Below are 17,421 nucleotides of genomic sequence, written 5' to 3' on the forward strand. Positions count from 1 at the left end.
TCAGTTCACCGTGTATCCGTCGACCTTGGCCTGGTTCGCGATGGCGTCCCGCCAGGTGGGGAGCAGGCTCACGATCGACTTCCCGCCGGTGATGGCCGGGGTCATCGTCTTGGCCCAGACCGCCTCCTGGCTGAAGATCGGGTAGCCCCAGCCGTCCCAGACCTCGGACGCCGCGCTGACGACCGGTGCGAGGGAGGTGGCGAAGTACTTGCTCGACTCCTGCTTGGCGATCCACTTCGTGGCCGCCGGCGCGTAGGCCGGGTAGCCGGGAGCGGCATCCACCTGGTAGTCGTCCGCTGTCGTCACGAACTCGGTGAACTTCTCCGCGGCCTTCAGGTTCTTGGAGTGACTGGAGATGAACCAGGTACCGCCGCCGACGTTTCCGGCGAAGCCCTTGCTGTCGTCCTTCCACTTCAGCGGAGCGGCGACGCCGAGCTGGCCGGCCGGCACATTCAGCGACTGCTTGTTGTTGAAGATGGCTCCGGCGTACCAGGAGGGGCCGGGCATCATCAGCACCTTGCCGGTGTAGTTCTTGACGAACTCCGGGGTGAAGACGCTGATCGCGGGAAGCGTGCCGTCACCACGCAGGGTGTCGAGCATCGAGGCGACGCGCTTGCACTCGGTCGTGTCCGTCTTGACGGTGACCGACTTCGGACCGGTGACGTCGTTCGCCTGGCACTTGCCGGCCCACATGTAGATCTCCGGGGCGAAGGCGTCGCCGGCGGCGCCGACGATGTAGCCGGGGTGCTCGGTGGCGAGCTTCTGCCCCAGAGCCTGGTAGTCCTCCCAGGTGGTCGGCAGGGTGTAGCCGAACTGGTCCATCAGCGACTTGTTGTACCACAGCACGGTCTGGGCGAGGTCGTTGCGGAGGCAGTACACCTGGCCGTTCACCGTGCACGGGTTGAGGGAACCGGGGGTGAAGTTGTCGAGCGTCGCCTGGGGCACGAGGCCCTTGTCGAGCACGGCGGCGAATGCCTGCTTGCCGTTGGTCTTCTGGCTCGCCCAGGATGCGTCGTTGTTCTGGCTGGAGAACACGACGTCCGGCCAGCCGCTCCCGGCGCGGTCGAACAGCTGCATCTTCGTGCGGAACGAGTTGGAGCCGTTGGCCGAGCCGTCGTAGGTGACGACCTTGACCTTGGTGTTCGGATTGGCCTTCTCGAATGCCTTCGCGGCGGCCTGGCGGTCCGCATCCACCCAGACGGTGATCGTCGAGGAGGCGTCCTGGCTGGCTTCGGGAAAGCCGTATGACCCGTTCGTCGAGCTCCCACCGGTGCTGCAACCGGTGAGAGCAAAGAGCGCCGTCGCGGCGCCGAGTGCGGCGACGGTCAGCGCCGACCGGCGGCGTGAACGCACCACAGTGTGGATTCCGACCATGAGATGTCCTTGTCTTGTCGACTTCGTTGACGACTGCGGCGTAGGGGGCCGAGGCGTGTCTCCGAGTATAGAGCATACGTATGATGTTTGCCAAGTGCTGCGGCGATGGGGGCTGCACATTCGTCACGAATGTGCACTCAGAACCCGCGCAACGGCAGATTCGTCACGAATGTGCACTCAGACCCCGCAGAACGGCACATTCGTCACGAATGTGCACTCAGACCCCGCAGAACGGCACATTCGTCACGAATGTGCACTCAGACCCCGCGCAACGGCACATTCGTCACGAATGTGCATTTTGCGGGGTTGTAGTCGGGCATTCGTCACGAATGTGCATTTTGCCGGGTTGTAACGGCACATTCGTGACGAATGTGCATTTTGCCGGGTTGTAACGGCAGATTCGTGACGAATGTGCATTTTGCCAGGGCTTAACTGGGCATTCGTGACGAATCGGGGGGGCGGCGCGGAGCCTCACCGGCCGAGCCAGCCGCCGTCGACGGGGAGAATCGCGCCGGAGACGTAGCGCGCGGCGTCGGAGGCGAGGAAGACGGCCGCGCCCCCGAGGTCCTCCGCCGTGCCCCAGCGGCCCGCCGGGATCCGGTCGAGGATCGAGCGCGAGCGCTCCGGGTCGTCCTGCAGCGCCTGCGTGTTGTCCGTCGCGATGTAGCCCGGCGCGATGCCGTTCACCGTCACGCCGGCGCCCGCCCACTCGTTCGACAGAGCGCGAACCAGCCCGGCGACGCCCGACTTGGCGGCTGCGTATCCCGGCACGTTGATGCCGCCCTGGAACGAGAGCAGGGAGGCGGTGAAGATCACGCGGCCGTGCCCCTGTTCCAGCATCCGCGCCCCCAGCGCCTGGCTGAGGACGAAGCCGCTGGTCAGATCCACTTCGAGCACCTCGTCGAACCACTCGAGGGGATGCTGCACGGCCGGCGCCCGGCGGATGGTGCCCGCGTTGTTGACCAGGATGTCGACCGGCCGCTCCCCGCCCGCCAGCCGGGAGCCCAGCCCGGCCACCTGGCGGCGATCCGCGAAGTCGACGCGGTGGCCCTCGAAGCTCCGCCCGAGCTCACGGACCCGGTCGCCGATCGCCGAGGACTCCGGGTCGAGCGTGGCCGAGACGCCGACGATGTCGGCGCCCGCCGCGGCGAGCGCCTCGGCGATGGCGAAGCCGATCCCCCGCTTCGCCCCGGTGACCACCGCCCGTCGGCCGGTCAGGTCGAACGCGTTCATCGCCCGACCTCGACCAGCAGCTTCATCGCACGGCCTTCCTCGAGCGCCTCGAAGGCGGAGGCCGTCTCGGCGAGCGGGACGATGCGCGTGATCAGCCTGTCCGCCGGGATGACGCCCTCGGCCACCAGCTCGACCGCGCGCTCGAAGTCCCGCCGTTCGTAGACGCGCGCCCCGAGGATGCGCAGCTCGCGCCAGAACAGGCGGTGCAGATCCAGCGGACGAGGCTGCGAGTGGATGGCGACCACGACGAGCGTGCCCCGCACCTTGGCGAGCGACGTCGCACCGAGCACCGCGGCCGCAGCGCCGGAGACCTCGAACACGACGTCCGCGCCGGCGCCACCCGTCCACTCTTCGACCCAGGCGACCTGGTCGACCGCCGACGGATCGAGCGTCCGCAGGCCCATCTCCTCCGCAGCCGCACGGCGGTTGGCATCGATCTCCGCGATGACGACCTCGGCCCCGAAGTCTGTGGCGACCGTCGCGATGAGCACGCCGATGGGGCCTGCGCCGATGACGACCGCCCGGTCGCCCGGCCCGAGCTCGGAACGCCGTACGTCGTGCACAGCCACCGCGACGGGCTCGACGAGCGCCGCATCCCGCAGCGACACCCCCGCGGGGAGGCGCACCAGGGTGGAGGCGGGGACGTTCCAGTGCTCCTGCAGGGCACCCGGGCTGTCGATCCCGATGAAGTCGAGGTTCTGGCAGATGTGCTCGTTGCCGGCGAGGCATGCCGGGCAGGTGCCGTCCCAGGCCAGCGGCATGACCGTCACCGCATCCCCCACCGACCAGCCTTCGACGTCGGGGGCAAGGTCGACGATCGTGCCCGACATCTCGTGGCCGATGGTCGCCGGCCGGGCGACGCGCGCATCCATGTCGCCGTGAAAAATGTGGAGGTCGGTGCCGCAGATGCCGACGTAGGCCACCGCGATGCGCGCCTCGCCGGGCCGGAGCGGCTCGGGCTCCCGTTCCTCGATCGTGATGGTCCGGTCGCCTGTGTAGTTCGCCGCCAGCATCGCCGGGCGCTCCTTCCTCGTGACTTCGTTGTGCTTCGTCGTGCTTCGTTGTGCTTCGTTGTGACTTCGATGCGACGTCTTCGTGACGCGAATGCGCTGCCTCGTCGCACCGTACCCAAACATAATACGTATGCTCTACGCACTAGGCTACGGTCATGGACTCGGATGCGCTCACCCCGCCCCTGCCGACCCGGACGCTGCGGACCGGCCACCGGCTCACCGAGCTCGGCTTCGGCGCGGCCCAGCTCGGCAATCTGTTCCGGGAGACGACGGACGACGCCTCGCGCGATGCCGTCGCCGCGGCCCTGGACGACGGCCTCCGCTACTTCGACACCGCACCGCACTACGGCCTCGGACTGTCGGAGCAACGACTCGGCCGGTCGCTGGAGTCGACGCCCCGCGACTCCATCGTTCTCTCCTCCAAAGTCGGGCGTCTCCTCGTCGACAGCCCGGAGACCGCCGACCGGTTGGACGACGACGGTTTCGTCGTTCCCGCCACGACCCGGCGGGTCTGGGACTTCAGCCGGGACGGGATCCTGCGCTCGGTGGAGGCGTCCCTCGCCCGGATCGGGACCGACCACCTCGACATCGCCTACCTCCACGATCCGGACGAGCACTGGGAGGCCGCCTCCACGACCGGTGTCGCGGCCCTCGTCGAGCTCCGCGAGCAGGGCGTCGTGGGAGCGATCGGAGCGGGGATGAACCAGTCCGCGATGCTCACCGAGTTCATCCGGCGCACCGACGTGGATGTGATGATGGTCGCCGGCCGCTTCAGCCTGCTCGACCAGTCCGCCCTCGAGGAGCTGCTGCCCCTCGCTCAGCAGCGCGGCGTGGGCATCGTCGCCGCCGCCGTGTACAACTCGGGGCTGCTGAGCAGCGAGCAGGTCGATCGATCAGCCCACTTCGACTACGGCACGGCGCCTGCGGAGGTCGTCGACCGCGCGGTCGCGATCGCCGAGGCCTGCGCGCGGCACGGAGTCAGCCTCCCGGCGGCGGCCATCCAGTACCCCCTGAGGCACCCGGCCGTCGTCTCGGTCGTGACGGGGATGCGGACCTCCGACCACGTGCACAGCACGGTGGCGCGCTACCGGGCAGAGATCCCGGAGGGACTGTGGGAGGACCTGGATGCCGCCGGTCTCGCCGCCGACCCGGCGCGCGTCGCGACGGGCTGACCACGCGTTCGAGGAGCGGCTCGGCACTCATCGGGCGCAACGAGTGGATGGGCCGTCCGCTTCTCCGAAACGTCGAACATCCCTTGCAGCAAACATCATACGTATGATAGCTCTGGATGCGGCGGCATCGGGGCCGCCCATCACAGGAAGCGACCCAACATGACATTGACGTCAGACTCGCGACGTTCGATGACCGGGCGGAAAGGACGCAGACAGGCGGTGCTCGCGCTCCTCGGCGCCGGCGCGGTCATCGTCTCCGTCCTGATCCCCCTGAAGGCGCATGCCGATCCGGCGACGATCTTCTACGCGGCACCGGACGGGAAGGACTCGGGGCACTGCAGCCAGTCCCAGCCCTGCTCCCTGGAACGGGCGCAGCACGTCCTGCGTCCCTCCATCAAGCACGGCGACGTGACCGTCCAGCTCGCGGACGGGACCTACCGCCTCTCGACGCCGCTGAGCTTCGATGCGTCCGACGGCGGCGGATCCGGCAGCACCGTCCACTGGGCGGCCGCACCGGGCGCGCATCCGGTGATCACGGGCGCCTCCGCCGTCACGGGATGGTCCAAGTCCGACGCGGGGACCGGCATCTGGCAGGCGGACACGCCCGCCGGGCTCGACACGCGCCAGCTGTACGTCGACGGAGTGATCGCGCCGCGCGCATCCATCCGGCTCGCCAACTCGGATGTGACGCCGACCGCTACGGGGCTGACGATCGACAACCCCGCCCTCGGCTACCTCGCCGGGCTGCCCGACCAGGGGCGCATCGAGTTCGAGTCGCTCGGCGACTTCACCAACCGGTACTCGCCCGTGCAGAGCATCAGCCCGACCGCGATCACGATGGCGCAGCCGGCGTGGGACAACAACACCTGGGGATGGGACACCGTCCAGAAATCCTTCCTGGCCGGACCCAGCTGGTACCTGGACAACTCGCTGGCGTTCCTGACGCAGACGAACCAGTGGTACATCGACCCGCACGGCGGAAAGCTGTACTACAAGCCGGCGGACGGCGTGGATCCCAACAAGCTGGACATCGAACTGCCCCACCTGCAGTCGCTCATCAGCATCGGCGGCAGCTACGACCAGCCGGTCAGCGGACTGTCGTTCGAGGGCATCCGGTTCTCCGGCACGTCCTGGCTCGGCCCGTCCACCGACGGCTACGCCGACCAGCAGAACGGGCTCTTCATCAAGGGGACGTACGACTACCGCCCGGCGGACGCGTTCACCAGCTGCGCCCGCGGCTGCGAGATGTTCGAACGGGCCCGCACCAGCTGGTACCAGGAGCCCGCGGCCGTCCAGGTCTCGGCCGCCAGCCGCATCTCGTTCACGGGGAACACGTTCACCAACCTCGGCTCCTCGGCGCTCGGCATCGGGAACGACGCCAACGCCACGCTGACGGGCGTCGGCTACGGAGCCAGCGGCATCCAGGTGGTCGGCAACACGTTCGTCGAGGACAGCGGCCACGGTGTCGCGGTCGGCGGAGTGCTGCCGGATGCGCACCACCCGAGCGACCCGCGGATGACCAACCAGGACATCACCATCCAGGACAACACGATCGACCGCGTCGCTGTGGACTACAAGGACAACAGCGGCATCCTGAGCACCTACGTGACGCGAGCGCAGATCCTCCACAACGAGGTCGCGAACGTCCCGTACGACGGCATCGACACCGGCTACGGCTGGGGCATCAACGACGCCGGCGGCTCGAACGACTACGTGGACCGCGGGTACTACAACTGGAACCCGCTCTACACGACGCCGACCACGCTCAAGGACAACCGGGTCGAGGGCAACCTCGTCCACAACACGAAGGCCCGGTTCGCCGACGGCGGCTCGGTCTACAACCTGTCGGCCAGCCCGGGGACGATCGTGGACAAGAACTACCTGTTCAACATCTCCGGGGTCGGGCTCTACCTCGATGAGGGATCGCGGTCGATGACCTACGAGAACAACGTCGTCCAGGGCGGGTCGTTCGTGTTCACCAACGCGTACAGCCTGCGCAACAACACGAGCGACAACGTCATCCGGAACAACTGGTACAACTCCGGCGGCATCTCGGCGCCGAACGCGGCCGCCCACAACAACACCCTGATCAACAACGTCAAGGTGACCGGGGCCGCCTGGCCGGCCGCCGCCCTCGACGTGATCTGCGCGTCTGGAGTTGCACCCCAGTACCGGACGTCGCTGAACGCCAACCAGTTCGGCTTCAGCGCCTGCCCGGTGTCCGCTCCGGTGACGGACGGCTTCCGCACGGCGGGCGCCTCGGCGGCGACGTCGGTGTTCGGCCAGACCGGGGGCGCCTTCGGGATCGCCGCAGCCGGTGCGGATGTCTGGGGCGCGGGCGGCCAGCACGACGACCAGTACGGCGCGATCTACCGGGCCGGCTCGTTCGGGCCGACGGCGAGCGTCTCGGCGCGCGTCGTGTCGGTCAACGACGCCAACGTCTGGGCGAAGTCCGGGGTGATGGTCCGAAACGACATCACCCGGGCCGGATCCTCGACAGGGTATGCGGTGGTCGCGGTGACGGCGAGGAACGGAGTCGTCTTCGCCTGGGATTCAAACGGCGACGGCTACATCGACACGCAGGCGCAGGCCTCGGTGGATGTGTTCCGCCCCATCTGGGTGCAGCTCACCCGCTCGGGCACCACGTACACGGGGTCGTACTCGTACGACGGCATCAACTACGTGCCCATCGGCGCGGCGGTCGCCCTGCCGTCCGCGGCGGCGACGCAGGACGCGGGGATCTTCTCCACCTCGCACGACGCCTCGCAGTCGGCGATCAACCAGTTCGACTCGGTGTCGATCCGCTCCGCACAGTGACCGGCTGACGAGGGCGTCGGGCGGAAGCCTGCCGCCCTCGTCAGGCGCTGCGGCGGCCACGTGCGCCGGTTCGGCCGCTGGATAGAGTAGCGGTATGACGGACGGCGGGACGCGGCAGCAGATCCTGCTGCACGCGGCACGCCTGTTCGGCCAGCGCGGCTACTACGGCACCACGACGCGGGACATCGCCGACGCTGTCGGCATCCGCCAGCCGTCGCTGTTCTACCACTTCTCCGCCAAGCATCAGATCCTGGCCGAGCTGGTGGATGCGGACCTCCAGCAGACGATGGACCGCCTCCAGGAGGCGCGGCAGCTCGATGCGTCGTGGGCCGAGCGCTTCCACTACTTCCTCACCGCGAGCTCGCGCGACTACCTGACGCTTCCGTACGACGCCCGCGGATACTACAGCGACGCCATCTTCACGGAGCCGGAGTTCGAGGAGCAGCGCAGGGAGATCGAGCGATTCCATCAGGTGACCCGCGACTTCGTCAGCGCGGGGATCGGAGCCGGCGAGTTCCGGCCCGTGGACCCCGAATTCGTGCAGCGTGCCATCACCGGCCTGCAGTTCGAGGGGATGCGCGAGCGCGAGACGAGCGCGTCGGCGCCGGTCTCGGAGCGACCGCTGCAGCTGTCCGACTTCGTCCTGCGCGCGGTGCTCACCGACCCGGGCCGGCTCTCGGAGGTGCGCCTCGCCACCGAGGCGCGCCTGCGTCACACCGGGTAGGCGACATTCGTGACGAATGTCACCTTCACCCGCGTGTGGCGCAACATTCGTCACGAATGTCGCGTTGGTACGGGGCCAGGGCAGCATTCGTCACGAATGTGCACACCAACGCGGCCCAACGCGACATTCGTCACGAATCTCACCTTCACCCGCGTCTAACGCAACATTCGTCACGAATGTCACCTTCAGCCGCGTCTAACGCAACATTCGTCACGAATGTCGCCTTCACCCCCGTCTAACGCAACATTCGTCACGAATGTCGCCCTCAGCCGCGCCGGTGAGCAACTATTCTCGGCCCGGACATGCAGCCGAAACAGGGCGGCAACATCGGCGTTCTATCAATTGATAGACAACGCACCTATCGCTTGATAGTCTTCTCGACGGCTCACCCCGAGCCGTGGAGCATCGAGCATCGACGGAGATCCCATGCACACACGCACACGCATCAGCGCCGCAGCAGTCGTCACCGCAGCAGCCCTCGCCCTCGTAGGCTGCTCGGCGGCAGCAAGCCCGAGCGAGAGCAGCAGCAAGCCGGTCGCCACAGTCGCGCCGCCATCCATCCGCACGGCGGGCACCCTGTCCGTCTGCACGACCAACCTCGGGTCGCCGCCCAACATCTCCACGGACGCCAGCGGCAACCTGGTCGGAAGCGAGATCGACCTCGCCAAGGCAATCGCCGGCAAGGTCGGACTGAAGCCCGACTTCGTCACCGTGGACTTCGCCGCCCTCATCCCGAGCCTGCAGGCCAAGCAGTGCGACGTGATCATGGCCTCCCTCTACATCAAGCCGGCTCGCGAAAAGGTCGTGGACTTCGTCCCGTACCTGACCTCGGCCACGGGCGTCGCGGTCAAGAAGGGCTCGAAGAACGGCGTGACCGGGCTCGACGACAGCCTCTGCGGCAAGAAGGTGATGGTCACCGTCGGCACGACCGCGCAGTCGCTCGCGGAGGCCCAGTCGACCACCTGCACGGGCGCCGGCAAGAAGGCGCTCGACATCAGCACCAACAACCAGGCGACGGTCGGCTTCCAGCAGCTCGTCAGCGGCCAGATCGACGCGTACCTGGATGCGGCCGAACTGATCGGCTACTACCAGAAGCAGGGCACGACCGGGATCCAGCTCGTCGGCCGGCCGACCTCCCCCGTGGACATCGGGGCCGCGACGGTGAAGGGCGACAGCGCACTGCACACCGCGGTCCAGAAGGCCTTCGACGACCTGGTCTCCTCCGGCGAGTACACCACGATCCTCGACCACTGGGGGCAGTCGAAGCTCGCCTACACGAAGAAGGGCTGACAGTGAACTTCGACTGGGGCTTCTTCTGGAAGAACCTCCTGACGCCGGGGACGCCGTTCCTGCAGGGCCTGGTCCTCACGATCGTGATCTCGGTGCTGGCCATGGCCGGGGCGCTGATCGTCGGCCTCGTCGTCGCCCTCATGCGCCGCTCGCGGTTCGCGCCGCTGCGGATCGTCGCCAGCTTCTACATCTGGCTCATCCGCGGCACGCCGCTCCTGGTGCAGCTGGTCCTGATCTACACGGGGTTCGCCGCCGCAGGGCTGTTCCGCTTCGAGGATGTCGACCTGGCCGGCCTGCTCGTCAAGGCCGCGGTGCAGGCGGCGATCGTCGGGCTGATCATCAACGAGAGCGCCTACATCTCGGAGATCATCCGCGCCGGCCTCGACTCCGTCCCGATCGGGCAGAGCGAGGCGGCGGAGGCGCTCGGGATGTCCGGGGCGTCCGCGATGCGGTGGATCATCCTCCCGCAAGCCCTCCGCCTGATGGTGCCGCCCCTCGGGAACTCGTTCAACGGGCTGATGAAGAGCACGTCCATCCTCAGCGTCATCGGCGTCTCGGAGATGTTCCTCGTCTCGCAGAGCATCAGCGCCGCCACCTTCCGCACCTTCGAGATCTTCGCGGTCGTCGCCATCTACTACTTGGCGCTCACCACGATCTGGACCATCGTCCAGGCCGGGATCGAGAAACGCCTCAACGCCCGCGTGGGCATCGAGGCGACCGTCTCGCCCTGGCAGCGCCTCTTCGGCGGCCGCCGCGGCGCGGTGCTGACGCCCGCGCCCATCCCCCAGCAGGAGCTCTGAGATGACCGACACCGAATCCCCCCGGGCCGCCTCCCCCATCGTCCAGGCGCGCAACGTCTGCCGCAGCCTCGGCGGCCGGGAGATCCTCCGCGGCGTCTCGCTGGAGGTGCAAGCGGGCGAGGTCGTCGTCCTCGTCGGGCCGTCCGGCGCAGGCAAGACCACGCTGCTGCGCACGATGAACGGCCTCGAGACGATCGACGACGGCGAGCTCATCGTCGCCGGGCAGCCGGTCGGCTACCGGATCGGCCGCGACGGCAGGCGATCACCCGCGTCGCGTACCGCGCTGATGCGCCAGCGTCAGGAGATCGGCTTCGTCTTCCAGCACTTCAACCTGTTCCCGCACATGACGGCGATCGAGAACATCTGGCACGCGCCGGTGCGCGTCCGGGGTGTCGACAAGCGGGAGGCGCTCGCCCAGGCGGAGGCGCTGCTCGCCCGTGTCGGCCTCGCCGACAAGGCGGACGCCCGGCCGAACAAGCTCTCCGGCGGCCAGCAGCAGCGGGTCGCCATCGCCCGGGCCCTGGCGATGAAGCCGCAGCTGATGCTCTTCGACGAGCCGACCAGCGCCCTCGACCCGGAGATGATCGGCGAGGTGCTCGATGTGATGAAGGAACTGGCGGCCGACCACATGACGATGGTCGTCGTCACCCACGAGATGGGCTTCGCCCGCGAAGTCGCCGACCGGGTCGTGGTGATGGATGCGGGAGCGATTATCGAGGTCGCCCCGCCCGCCCGGCTGTTCGCCTCGCCGCAACACCCGCGGACGCAGACCTTCCTCTCGAAGATCCTCTGACCGCGCCCTCTCCCCCTCCGTCCGGACAAGGAAGAACCATGCCTGCACCACTCACCGGCGCCGTCGCCACCCCGCACGCCGCCGCCACCCGTTCGGCCGAGCGCGCCTTCGCACGCGGGGGCAACGCTCTGGATGCTGCCCTCGCGGCTGCCGCGACCCTCAGCGTCGTCTACCCGCACAACGTGAGCATCGGCGGGGATCTGATCGCGCTCGTGCGCGACCCCTCCGGCCGCATCCACTGCGTCAACGCGTCCGGCCCGGCCGGGTACGCCGTCGACCCGGCTGCTCTCCGGCACACGCACGGTGAGGCGCTGCCCTACCGCGGCATCGACACGGTCACGGTCCCCGGAGCGATCCGCGGCTGGGAGTCGCTCCACCGGCTCGGCGCGCAGCGCCCCTGGGCGGAGCTGTTCGAGGATGCGGTCGTGGCGGCACGCGACGGGTTCCCGGTCTCGCGCTCGCTCGCGGCGGCGTACATCGAGGAGCGCGACGTGATCGGCTTCGACCCCGGATTCCGCAGCGTGTTCCTGCCCGACGGCGGCCTGCCCGTCGAGGGCGACCTCATCCGCCAGCCGGCGCTCGCGGCCACCCTGGGTGTCCTGCGCGACGAGGGCGCGTCCGCCCTCTACGACGGCAGCCTCACCGACGGGTTCGTCGCGGGGCTCGCGGCTCTCGGCTCGCGGATCGGGCGAGCCGACCTGATCCTGTTCCACCCGGAGCGTGTGGAGCCGCTCGCGCGCCGCTTCCGCGGGCTCGACATCCACACCAGCCCGCCGAACACGCACGGCTTCGTGCTGCTGCGCGTCCTCGACGAGCTGGAGCGGGATGGCGTCGGCGACCTCCTCGGCGAGGGGTTCGGCACCATGATGGAGCGTTTCTTCGGCGCGAACGCGGTCAGGGACGAACTCCTGGCCGACCCGCGGGTCACGGCGGGCACCTTGAGCGCGCTGTTCGAGGAGGAGCCGGCCCCGGCGAACGACCCCGTCGCGCACGGGTTCCGCCCGCCGCGAGGTGACACGGTCGGGATCGCGGCCTCGGACTCCTCGGGATGGTCGGTGTCGCTCATCCAGAGCGTCTACCACGCGTTCGGTGCCGCCGTGGTGGAGCCGGGGACGGGAATCCTGCTGCACAACCGCGGCACCAGCTTCTCTCTCGACCCGGACTCGCCCAACACCCTCGCTCCCGGAAAGCGCCCGCTGCACACGCTCATGCCGGTGATCGTGACGGACGGGGATGCGGTCCGCTTCGTCTCGGCCGTCATGGGCGGTCAGGGTCAGCCGCAGATCCACGCGCAGACCCTGCTGCACGCCATGGCCGGCACGACGGCGCAGGAGGCGGTCAGCGCCGCCCGCGCCATCGTCGGGCCCCAGCGCGACGGCGACCGGCCGTCCGACGTGTACGTGGAGCCGGGGATCGGGGAGGATGCGCGACGTTCGCTGGAGGACACGGGCCTCCACCTCATCCCCGCCCCGGAGCTCAGCGAGCTCGTCGGACACGCCAACCTGATCGCGAGCGCGCCGGACGGCACGATGGATGCCGGGAGCGACCCCCGCTCCGACGGCGCAGCCAGCGTAGGCTCCTACCCTCGGACCGCGGAGGAACGATGACCGACGTCACAGTGCGGCAGCGCGAACTGACCCTGGTGCTCATGCTGGCGCTGACGTTCTCCACGGGCATCGTCGACGCCGTGGGCTATCTGGGCCTCGACCGCGTGTTCGCCGGCAACATGACCGGCAACGTCGTCATCCTCGGGATGGCGCTGGTCGGCGCCGACGGCCTGCCGTGGATCGGCCCGTCGATCGCTCTGGCCGCGTTCCTGGCGGGCGCGGTCCTCGGCGGCCGGACTCTCCGGCGGGAGAGCACCGGCTGGAACACCCGGACCAGCTGGTCGTTCACCGCGGTCGCGCTCGCACTCGCCGTGCTCACCGCCACCACGGCTCTCACCGGAGGCGTTCCGCCGAAGCCGTGGGAGCTCGCCATCACGACGCTGCTGGCCGGCTCCATGGGCTTCCAGGCGGCGGTCGCCCGGCACCTGGCCGTGAAGGACGTGACCACCGTGGTCGTGACCTCGACCATCACCGGTCTCGCCGCGGACTCGGCGCTGGCCGGCGGCTCCGGGCAGCCCTGGCGGAGGCGCGTCGGCGCGGTCGTGCTCATCGCTCTCGGCGCCCTGGTCGGTGCAGCGCTGCTGCGCCTGCACATCGCGCTGCCGCTGGGCCTCGCCACCGTCGTGACCGCAGCGGCCGCCGCCGTCGGCCACCGCGCCGCCCACGAGGCGCGCGCCGACCGCGAGGCGCGCGCCGACCGCTGACGATCCGGCCTCAGCTGGCTGGAGCCTCCCCGCAGCCTCCCCGCCAGCGAAGGAGATTCGGCCGGATTACGTTCGAATCTCCTTCAGCACTGCCATTCGAAGGACGATCGAGACCGGATCTCCTTCGATAGAAGACCAAACGGTTTCACCCGGAGTTCACCCGGGCCGCCAGCCGGACCAGGTTGCGGGCGGCCATGGCGATCGTGAGCGGTCCGACGCGCGGGACGAACACGCTCGCGCGCTCCATCACCGAGGCGTCGAAGTTGGTGAACTCGGCGACGTCGACGCAGATCGCGCCTTCGCGGAGCTCATCGCCGCGGATCAGCTCGAAGTCCCGGGACGGCACGGCGGAGATGACGACATCCGCGGAGGCGAGAGCAGCCGCCCGGTCGATCCCCGAGTCGCGGACGTCATGGGTGTGGCGGCCGATCGCCGGCTCGAACGTGACCGATCCGGCGAGGTCGAGCGAGTGGACGAGGGCGCCGTCGTTGGACAGCATGGCGGCGAGCGGACGCCCCACGAGCTCGCTCCGGTTGATCACGCAGGCGGTGACCCCGGCGAGCGGCGCGCTCCCGCCCGACCCGCGCATCCCGGCCCGCTCGAGGAGCTTCAGGATCGCGAGCGGTGTGCACGGCAGGATGGCGCGGACGGTGTGAGCCGGGTCGATGTACCGCTGGTTCTCGTAGAGCAGCCGGCTCCAGAAGGAGTGCATTCCCTCGACGTCCTTGCGCGGGTCGACCAGTTCGCGCAGCCAGCGGTCCCCCGCCCGGTCGGTGAGCGGGTAGTAGAGGAACAGTCCATCGACGTCCGGGTCGATGTTCGCTGCCGCGACCGCGGACTCGACCTCCTCCGGCGCGACGTGACGCAGGTCGAACTGGATGCCGACATCGTCGAAGCCGCGTCGCGCGAACCGCGCGTACGTCGCCGCCGGGCCGCTCTCCTGACCGAGCAGGCCCACCACCCGCAGTGGACGTCCCTCGGAGGCCAGTCGTTCGACGTCACGGCGGACCTCCTCGCGGAAGGCGGCCGCGACGGGCGACGGATCCAGAACTGTGGCGGTCATGCGGCAGCCTCCAGACGGCGGGCTAGTTCGTCCCGGCGCGTGCGCAGCTCGGACGCCTGGGCGGACGAGGACCGGTCGAGCTGCTCCAGGTTGATGTCGGCGGTGCGGATGGCCGCGCGTGCGGAGCCCGCGATCAGGTCCCGGCCGGCCAGAACGTCGCTGACGACGCCGGGCTTCACGGCCGGCTCGAGGTCGTGCGACAGCTCGATCGCCTGGAGGAGTGCGCCGACGAGCGCGAGGGGGCCTTCCGTCGCTCCGACGGACGCGTCCTCGATGGCGGCGCTCCGGGCATCCCGCTGGGTGTCGTCCTCGCGCGGCAGGCGGTAGGCGGCCATCAGGGCCTCGAAGTCGCGCACATCCGCGTCGGCCGCCCGCACGATCCTCGTCTGAAGGGCCGCGAGCAGGGCGTCGAGCGGGGCGAGGGACTCCTCGGCGGTCACGGCGACGGCCATCCGCAGGAGACCGACGCCGAGCCCTCCGGAGATCGCCGAGATCGACCCGCCGCCGGGCGTCGGATCGGAAGACGCGGTCCTCGACAGCAACTCCGACACGGGCATGGCCCACAGACTCTCGCTCATCCCGTCCAGCCTACCGATGGCGACGAGCGCGGTCGGCTGAGCCGGGGATCACGTCACCAGGAGTCAGCCTTTCCCTGCTGGAGGAAGTGTTCCCGTTCCTCAGCGTGCTGGGTGGTCATCGCGCCGAGATCGTCCTCGAGGCCTGCGATCACCTGGTCGGCCCCGCGGAGGTTCTCTTCCATGTCGTCCGACACGCGCTGGAGTGCCCCCCGGAATCCGGGGTCGTACTCGAGTCCCTGACGGGCTGCGAGCTCGTAGTAACCCTCCTGGACCGCGGTGATCCGGGAGCGGTAGTGTGCGCGATATTCCTCCGCCTGCTCGATGCGTCGTCTCGCGGCCGCGCTGGCGTCCTGCTGCGCCTCGTCGAACTCACGCAGGGCGTTGTGGTTCGTCATCCGATGCTCCTCACCGCCCGCGCGTAGTCGTTGTTCGAGGTGAGATGACCGAGTCCCTCGGTCACCGTGTCCCCGACTCGGCCCGACAGCACCTCGTTGCTCGCGCCGGCGGCCGCCACGGTGAAGCGGACGATCTCGGATGCGCCTTCAACAGCAACCCAACTCCCGGACTTGATCAGGAGGTTGTTTGCATGGACCATCGGCGGAAGGAGGGCGTTCATCAGCTCCACTGCCGCTTGGTGGGCGAAACCCTCGATACCGTCCATCGTCATATCGGTCGTGTCCCGTTCATCGCGGACGGCTTGGTCGATCAGATCGCCTAAGAGAGACACATCGTGCTTCTTTCTGGGCTACCGCCCGTTGGTGGCCGCTGCCCATTGCACATCCTGTGCAACGGTGTTCGTCACGGCTCTGAGAATGCCGTCGGAAAGGTTGTTCACGACCGCGATGTGGTCATCCACCAGGCGATCCACAGCGGCGACGGCGTCCAGGTCGATGTTCTGGTGGACATGCAGGCGATGGACGTCGACACAGCGGTCGATGTCCGCCTCGGTGACGAACGGGTACACGTATACCAATTGCTTCGCTCCATCCAGGCCCGTCTGCATACGTTCGACCAACCCATGATTCTCCGACTTGATCGTCTGCAACGGGCCAGTCGTTCCCGCGATGCTAGCCGCCAGCGACACAGCCGCGACCGTGTCCACCATCACCCTCAGACCGGCCAACCCGGCTGTGCCCACTGACACGGCCGCAGACATTCCCGCCGCGTTCACTGCTGACATCAGCTCCGTCACCTTCACAGCGAGGTTCAGTTCCGGGTCTGTCAAGGTCAAAGCATTCCCCATGATCTCGGCGAGGCTGTGGCCCTGTGCGCCCGCACCCACAACAGCGCCATCAGGATCGAACCCGAACGCATCCCACAGATTGTGGTAGTCCAGCGCCGCTCTCCCCGGGTAGTCCTTCACGAACACCGCCGCGCCTGACCCGTTCCCTCGAGAGTTCCCGATCGGGTCCCACTCGTTCACGTAGTTCACGAAGTTTCCGGCCGCGACCTGCTCACGCACCCACTTCTGTTCCTCCGGCGACAAGCGATCCCACAGGTCGGGTGCGTTGAACGTCATCGACGACCAACGATTCTGGGCCGCGATCCACTGGGCCAGATACCCGCCCAGCGAATGGCCCGTCGTCGTGACAACCGCCCCGGGATGTTCGCTCTTCACCTCCAAGTTCACGGTGGAGGCGAAGATCTCGGCGGAAAAGAGTTGGTCCCCGTTCTGGCCGCCGACAACCGTCCCCCCATCCGTCCCGAGATCGCCTAGATCGACAGGATTCGTCCCCGCGAAGGCCACAACCACCTCTGAGTAGTCCGGCTGGCCGTTCACCACCTGGACGGCGGATATCCCCTGGAAGCCCGACGCGGGGTCAGTGAAGGTGTCATCGACCAGATACTCATGCTTGCCATCGGGGGAAAAGAACGACTCCCCCTTCACCGACGGAGGGTTCTGCCACTTGGGGTCGATCTTGTAGGCCTTGTCCGCAATCGTCGCGTAGTCCTCCGGAGTCATCACTTCAGCACCTCAGACGACCCGTCACTGTAGATGACCGTCACTGGTGCCGGAGTCGCGGGAGGCGCAAGGGTTGGCATCCGTTGCCCCAAGAGCGACCACTTTCTCAGGCCGAGGATTTGGAGGTACTCTCGGCCTCCTACGGTGACCACCGCGTTGACTGCCCAGGCACCGCTACCCCCGACGGAGCCCTCCTGGGTGAATCTGATCTGTTCCACCCCCGACTGGGTCTCGAGCAACGCGAGAGCCGCTGTCCGCTGATTCGCCAGATTCGTCTGCTTCACCGTGTA

The 17,421-nt window shown here is 68.5% G+C and carries 17 protein-coding genes; 8 read left to right on the top strand and 9 right to left on the bottom strand.

Features of this window, described 5'->3' with window-relative positions; translation table 11 throughout:
- From BM287_RS12190 to BM287_RS12200, 3 genes are all read right to left on the bottom strand, one after another.
- Positions 1–1,374: an ABC transporter substrate-binding protein gene (locus BM287_RS12190; RefSeq protein WP_090039821.1), complete on the bottom strand. Its 1,374-nt coding sequence runs from the start codon at positions 1,372–1,374 to the stop codon at positions 1–3.
- Positions 1,375–1,845: 471 nt separating this feature from the next.
- Complete coding sequence (locus tag BM287_RS12195) at positions 1,846–2,607, bottom strand: SDR family oxidoreductase (protein ID WP_090039816.1); 762 nt, start codon at positions 2,605–2,607, stop codon at positions 1,846–1,848.
- A complete protein-coding gene (locus BM287_RS12200) occupies positions 2,604–3,620 on the bottom strand; it encodes a zinc-dependent alcohol dehydrogenase (RefSeq protein ID WP_090039813.1) in 1,017 nt (338 codons plus the stop codon). The genes BM287_RS12195 and BM287_RS12200 overlap by 4 nt, the downstream gene beginning before the upstream one ends.
- Before the next feature lie 155 nt (positions 3,621–3,775).
- On the opposite strand from BM287_RS12200, the gene BM287_RS12205 reads away from it, so the two are divergent.
- From BM287_RS12205 to BM287_RS12240, 8 genes are all read left to right on the top strand, one after another.
- Complete coding sequence (locus BM287_RS12205) at positions 3,776–4,792, top strand: aldo/keto reductase (RefSeq protein ID WP_090039810.1); 1,017 nt, start codon at positions 3,776–3,778, stop codon at positions 4,790–4,792.
- 189 nt (positions 4,793–4,981) lie between these two features.
- Positions 4,982–7,609 (top strand): right-handed parallel beta-helix repeat-containing protein, encoded by a 2,628-nt coding sequence (locus BM287_RS12210; protein WP_244528220.1) that lies wholly within the window; start codon positions 4,982–4,984, stop codon positions 7,607–7,609.
- A 94-nt stretch (positions 7,610–7,703) separates the two neighbouring features.
- A complete protein-coding gene (locus BM287_RS12215; protein WP_090039806.1) occupies positions 7,704–8,333 on the top strand; it encodes a TetR/AcrR family transcriptional regulator in 630 nt (209 codons plus the stop codon).
- Between the two features lie 426 nt (positions 8,334–8,759).
- Complete coding sequence (locus BM287_RS12220; protein WP_090039803.1) at positions 8,760–9,623, top strand: ABC transporter substrate-binding protein; 864 nt, start codon at positions 8,760–8,762, stop codon at positions 9,621–9,623.
- 2 nt (positions 9,624–9,625) lie between these two features.
- The gene (locus BM287_RS12225; protein ID WP_090039801.1) at positions 9,626–10,423 is read left to right on the top strand and encodes an amino acid ABC transporter permease; all 798 of its coding nucleotides are present in this window, start codon (positions 9,626–9,628) and stop codon (positions 10,421–10,423) included.
- Between the two features lies 1 nt (position 10,424).
- Complete coding sequence (locus BM287_RS12230; RefSeq protein WP_090039799.1) at positions 10,425–11,216, top strand: amino acid ABC transporter ATP-binding protein; 792 nt, start codon at positions 10,425–10,427, stop codon at positions 11,214–11,216.
- 38 nt (positions 11,217–11,254) lie between these two features.
- A complete protein-coding gene (locus BM287_RS12235) occupies positions 11,255–12,823 on the top strand; it encodes a gamma-glutamyltransferase family protein (protein WP_090039796.1) in 1,569 nt (522 codons plus the stop codon).
- Positions 12,820–13,527, top strand: coding sequence for a YoaK family protein (locus tag BM287_RS12240; RefSeq protein WP_090039794.1), 708 nt, complete (start codon positions 12,820–12,822; stop codon positions 13,525–13,527). Before BM287_RS12235 ends, BM287_RS12240 begins: the two co-directional genes overlap by 4 nt.
- Before the next feature lie 145 nt (positions 13,528–13,672).
- On the opposite strand, the gene BM287_RS12245 is transcribed toward BM287_RS12240, so the two are convergent.
- From BM287_RS12245 to BM287_RS17960, 6 genes are all read right to left on the bottom strand, one after another.
- On the bottom strand, positions 13,673–14,590 hold the full coding sequence (locus BM287_RS12245) for a bifunctional methylenetetrahydrofolate dehydrogenase/methenyltetrahydrofolate cyclohydrolase (protein ID WP_090039792.1): 918 nt from the start codon (positions 14,588–14,590) through the stop codon (positions 13,673–13,675).
- Positions 14,587–15,168: a cyclodeaminase/cyclohydrolase family protein gene (locus BM287_RS12250; RefSeq protein ID WP_090039789.1), complete on the bottom strand. Its 582-nt coding sequence runs from the start codon at positions 15,166–15,168 to the stop codon at positions 14,587–14,589. Before BM287_RS12250 ends, BM287_RS12245 begins: the two co-directional genes overlap by 4 nt.
- Before the next feature lie 53 nt (positions 15,169–15,221).
- Positions 15,222–15,563 (bottom strand): hypothetical protein, encoded by a 342-nt coding sequence (locus BM287_RS12255; RefSeq protein WP_090039787.1) that lies wholly within the window; start codon positions 15,561–15,563, stop codon positions 15,222–15,224.
- Positions 15,560–15,895 carry a hypothetical protein gene (locus BM287_RS12260; protein WP_090107305.1) on the bottom strand — a complete coding sequence of 112 codons (336 nt, stop codon included), beginning with the start codon at positions 15,893–15,895 and terminating at the stop codon, positions 15,560–15,562. Before BM287_RS12260 ends, BM287_RS12255 begins: the two co-directional genes overlap by 4 nt.
- 18 nt (positions 15,896–15,913) lie before the next feature.
- A complete protein-coding gene (locus tag BM287_RS12265; protein ID WP_090107308.1) occupies positions 15,914–17,131 on the bottom strand; it encodes a Tle-like phospholipase domain-containing protein in 1,218 nt (405 codons plus the stop codon).
- On the bottom strand, positions 17,131–17,421 hold a 291-nt coding region (locus BM287_RS17960; RefSeq protein WP_090039780.1), incomplete at its 5' end, for a hypothetical protein. The genes BM287_RS12265 and BM287_RS17960, both read right to left, overlap by 1 nt.

The sequence above is a fragment of the Leifsonia sp. CL147 genome, assembly GCF_900114565.1.
In the GTDB taxonomy this organism is placed as follows: domain Bacteria; phylum Actinomycetota; class Actinomycetes; order Actinomycetales; family Microbacteriaceae; genus Leifsonia.

What these genes read in the sequence shown, in the direction of transcription:
- BM287_RS12190 (WP_090039821.1), bottom strand. Translation starts at nt 1,374, where the DNA reads ATGGTCGGAATCCACACTGTGGTGCGTTCACGCCGCCGGTCGGCGCTG.
- BM287_RS12195 (WP_090039816.1), bottom strand. Translation starts at nt 2,607, where the DNA reads ATGAACGCGTTCGACCTGACCGGCCGACGGGCGGTGGTCACCGGGGCG.
- BM287_RS12200 (WP_090039813.1), bottom strand. Translation starts at nt 3,620, where the DNA reads ATGCTGGCGGCGAACTACACAGGCGACCGGACCATCACGATCGAGGAA.
- BM287_RS12205 (WP_090039810.1), top strand. Translation starts at nt 3,776, where the DNA reads ATGGACTCGGATGCGCTCACCCCGCCCCTGCCGACCCGGACGCTGCGG.
- BM287_RS12210 (WP_244528220.1), top strand. Translation starts at nt 4,982, where the DNA reads ATGACCGGGCGGAAAGGACGCAGACAGGCGGTGCTCGCGCTCCTCGGC.
- BM287_RS12215 (WP_090039806.1), top strand. Translation starts at nt 7,704, where the DNA reads ATGACGGACGGCGGGACGCGGCAGCAGATCCTGCTGCACGCGGCACGC.
- BM287_RS12220 (WP_090039803.1), top strand. Translation starts at nt 8,760, where the DNA reads ATGCACACACGCACACGCATCAGCGCCGCAGCAGTCGTCACCGCAGCA.
- BM287_RS12230 (WP_090039799.1), top strand. Translation starts at nt 10,425, where the DNA reads ATGACCGACACCGAATCCCCCCGGGCCGCCTCCCCCATCGTCCAGGCG.
- BM287_RS12235 (WP_090039796.1), top strand. Translation starts at nt 11,255, where the DNA reads ATGCCTGCACCACTCACCGGCGCCGTCGCCACCCCGCACGCCGCCGCC.
- BM287_RS12240 (WP_090039794.1), top strand. Translation starts at nt 12,820, where the DNA reads ATGACCGACGTCACAGTGCGGCAGCGCGAACTGACCCTGGTGCTCATG.
- BM287_RS12245 (WP_090039792.1), bottom strand. Translation starts at nt 14,590, where the DNA reads ATGACCGCCACAGTTCTGGATCCGTCGCCCGTCGCGGCCGCCTTCCGC.
- BM287_RS12250 (WP_090039789.1), bottom strand. Translation starts at nt 15,168, where the DNA reads ATGAGCGAGAGTCTGTGGGCCATGCCCGTGTCGGAGTTGCTGTCGAGG.
- BM287_RS12255 (WP_090039787.1), bottom strand. Translation starts at nt 15,563, where the DNA reads ATGACGAACCACAACGCCCTGCGTGAGTTCGACGAGGCGCAGCAGGAC.
- BM287_RS12265 (WP_090107308.1), bottom strand. Translation starts at nt 17,131, where the DNA reads ATGACTCCGGAGGACTACGCGACGATTGCGGACAAGGCCTACAAGATC.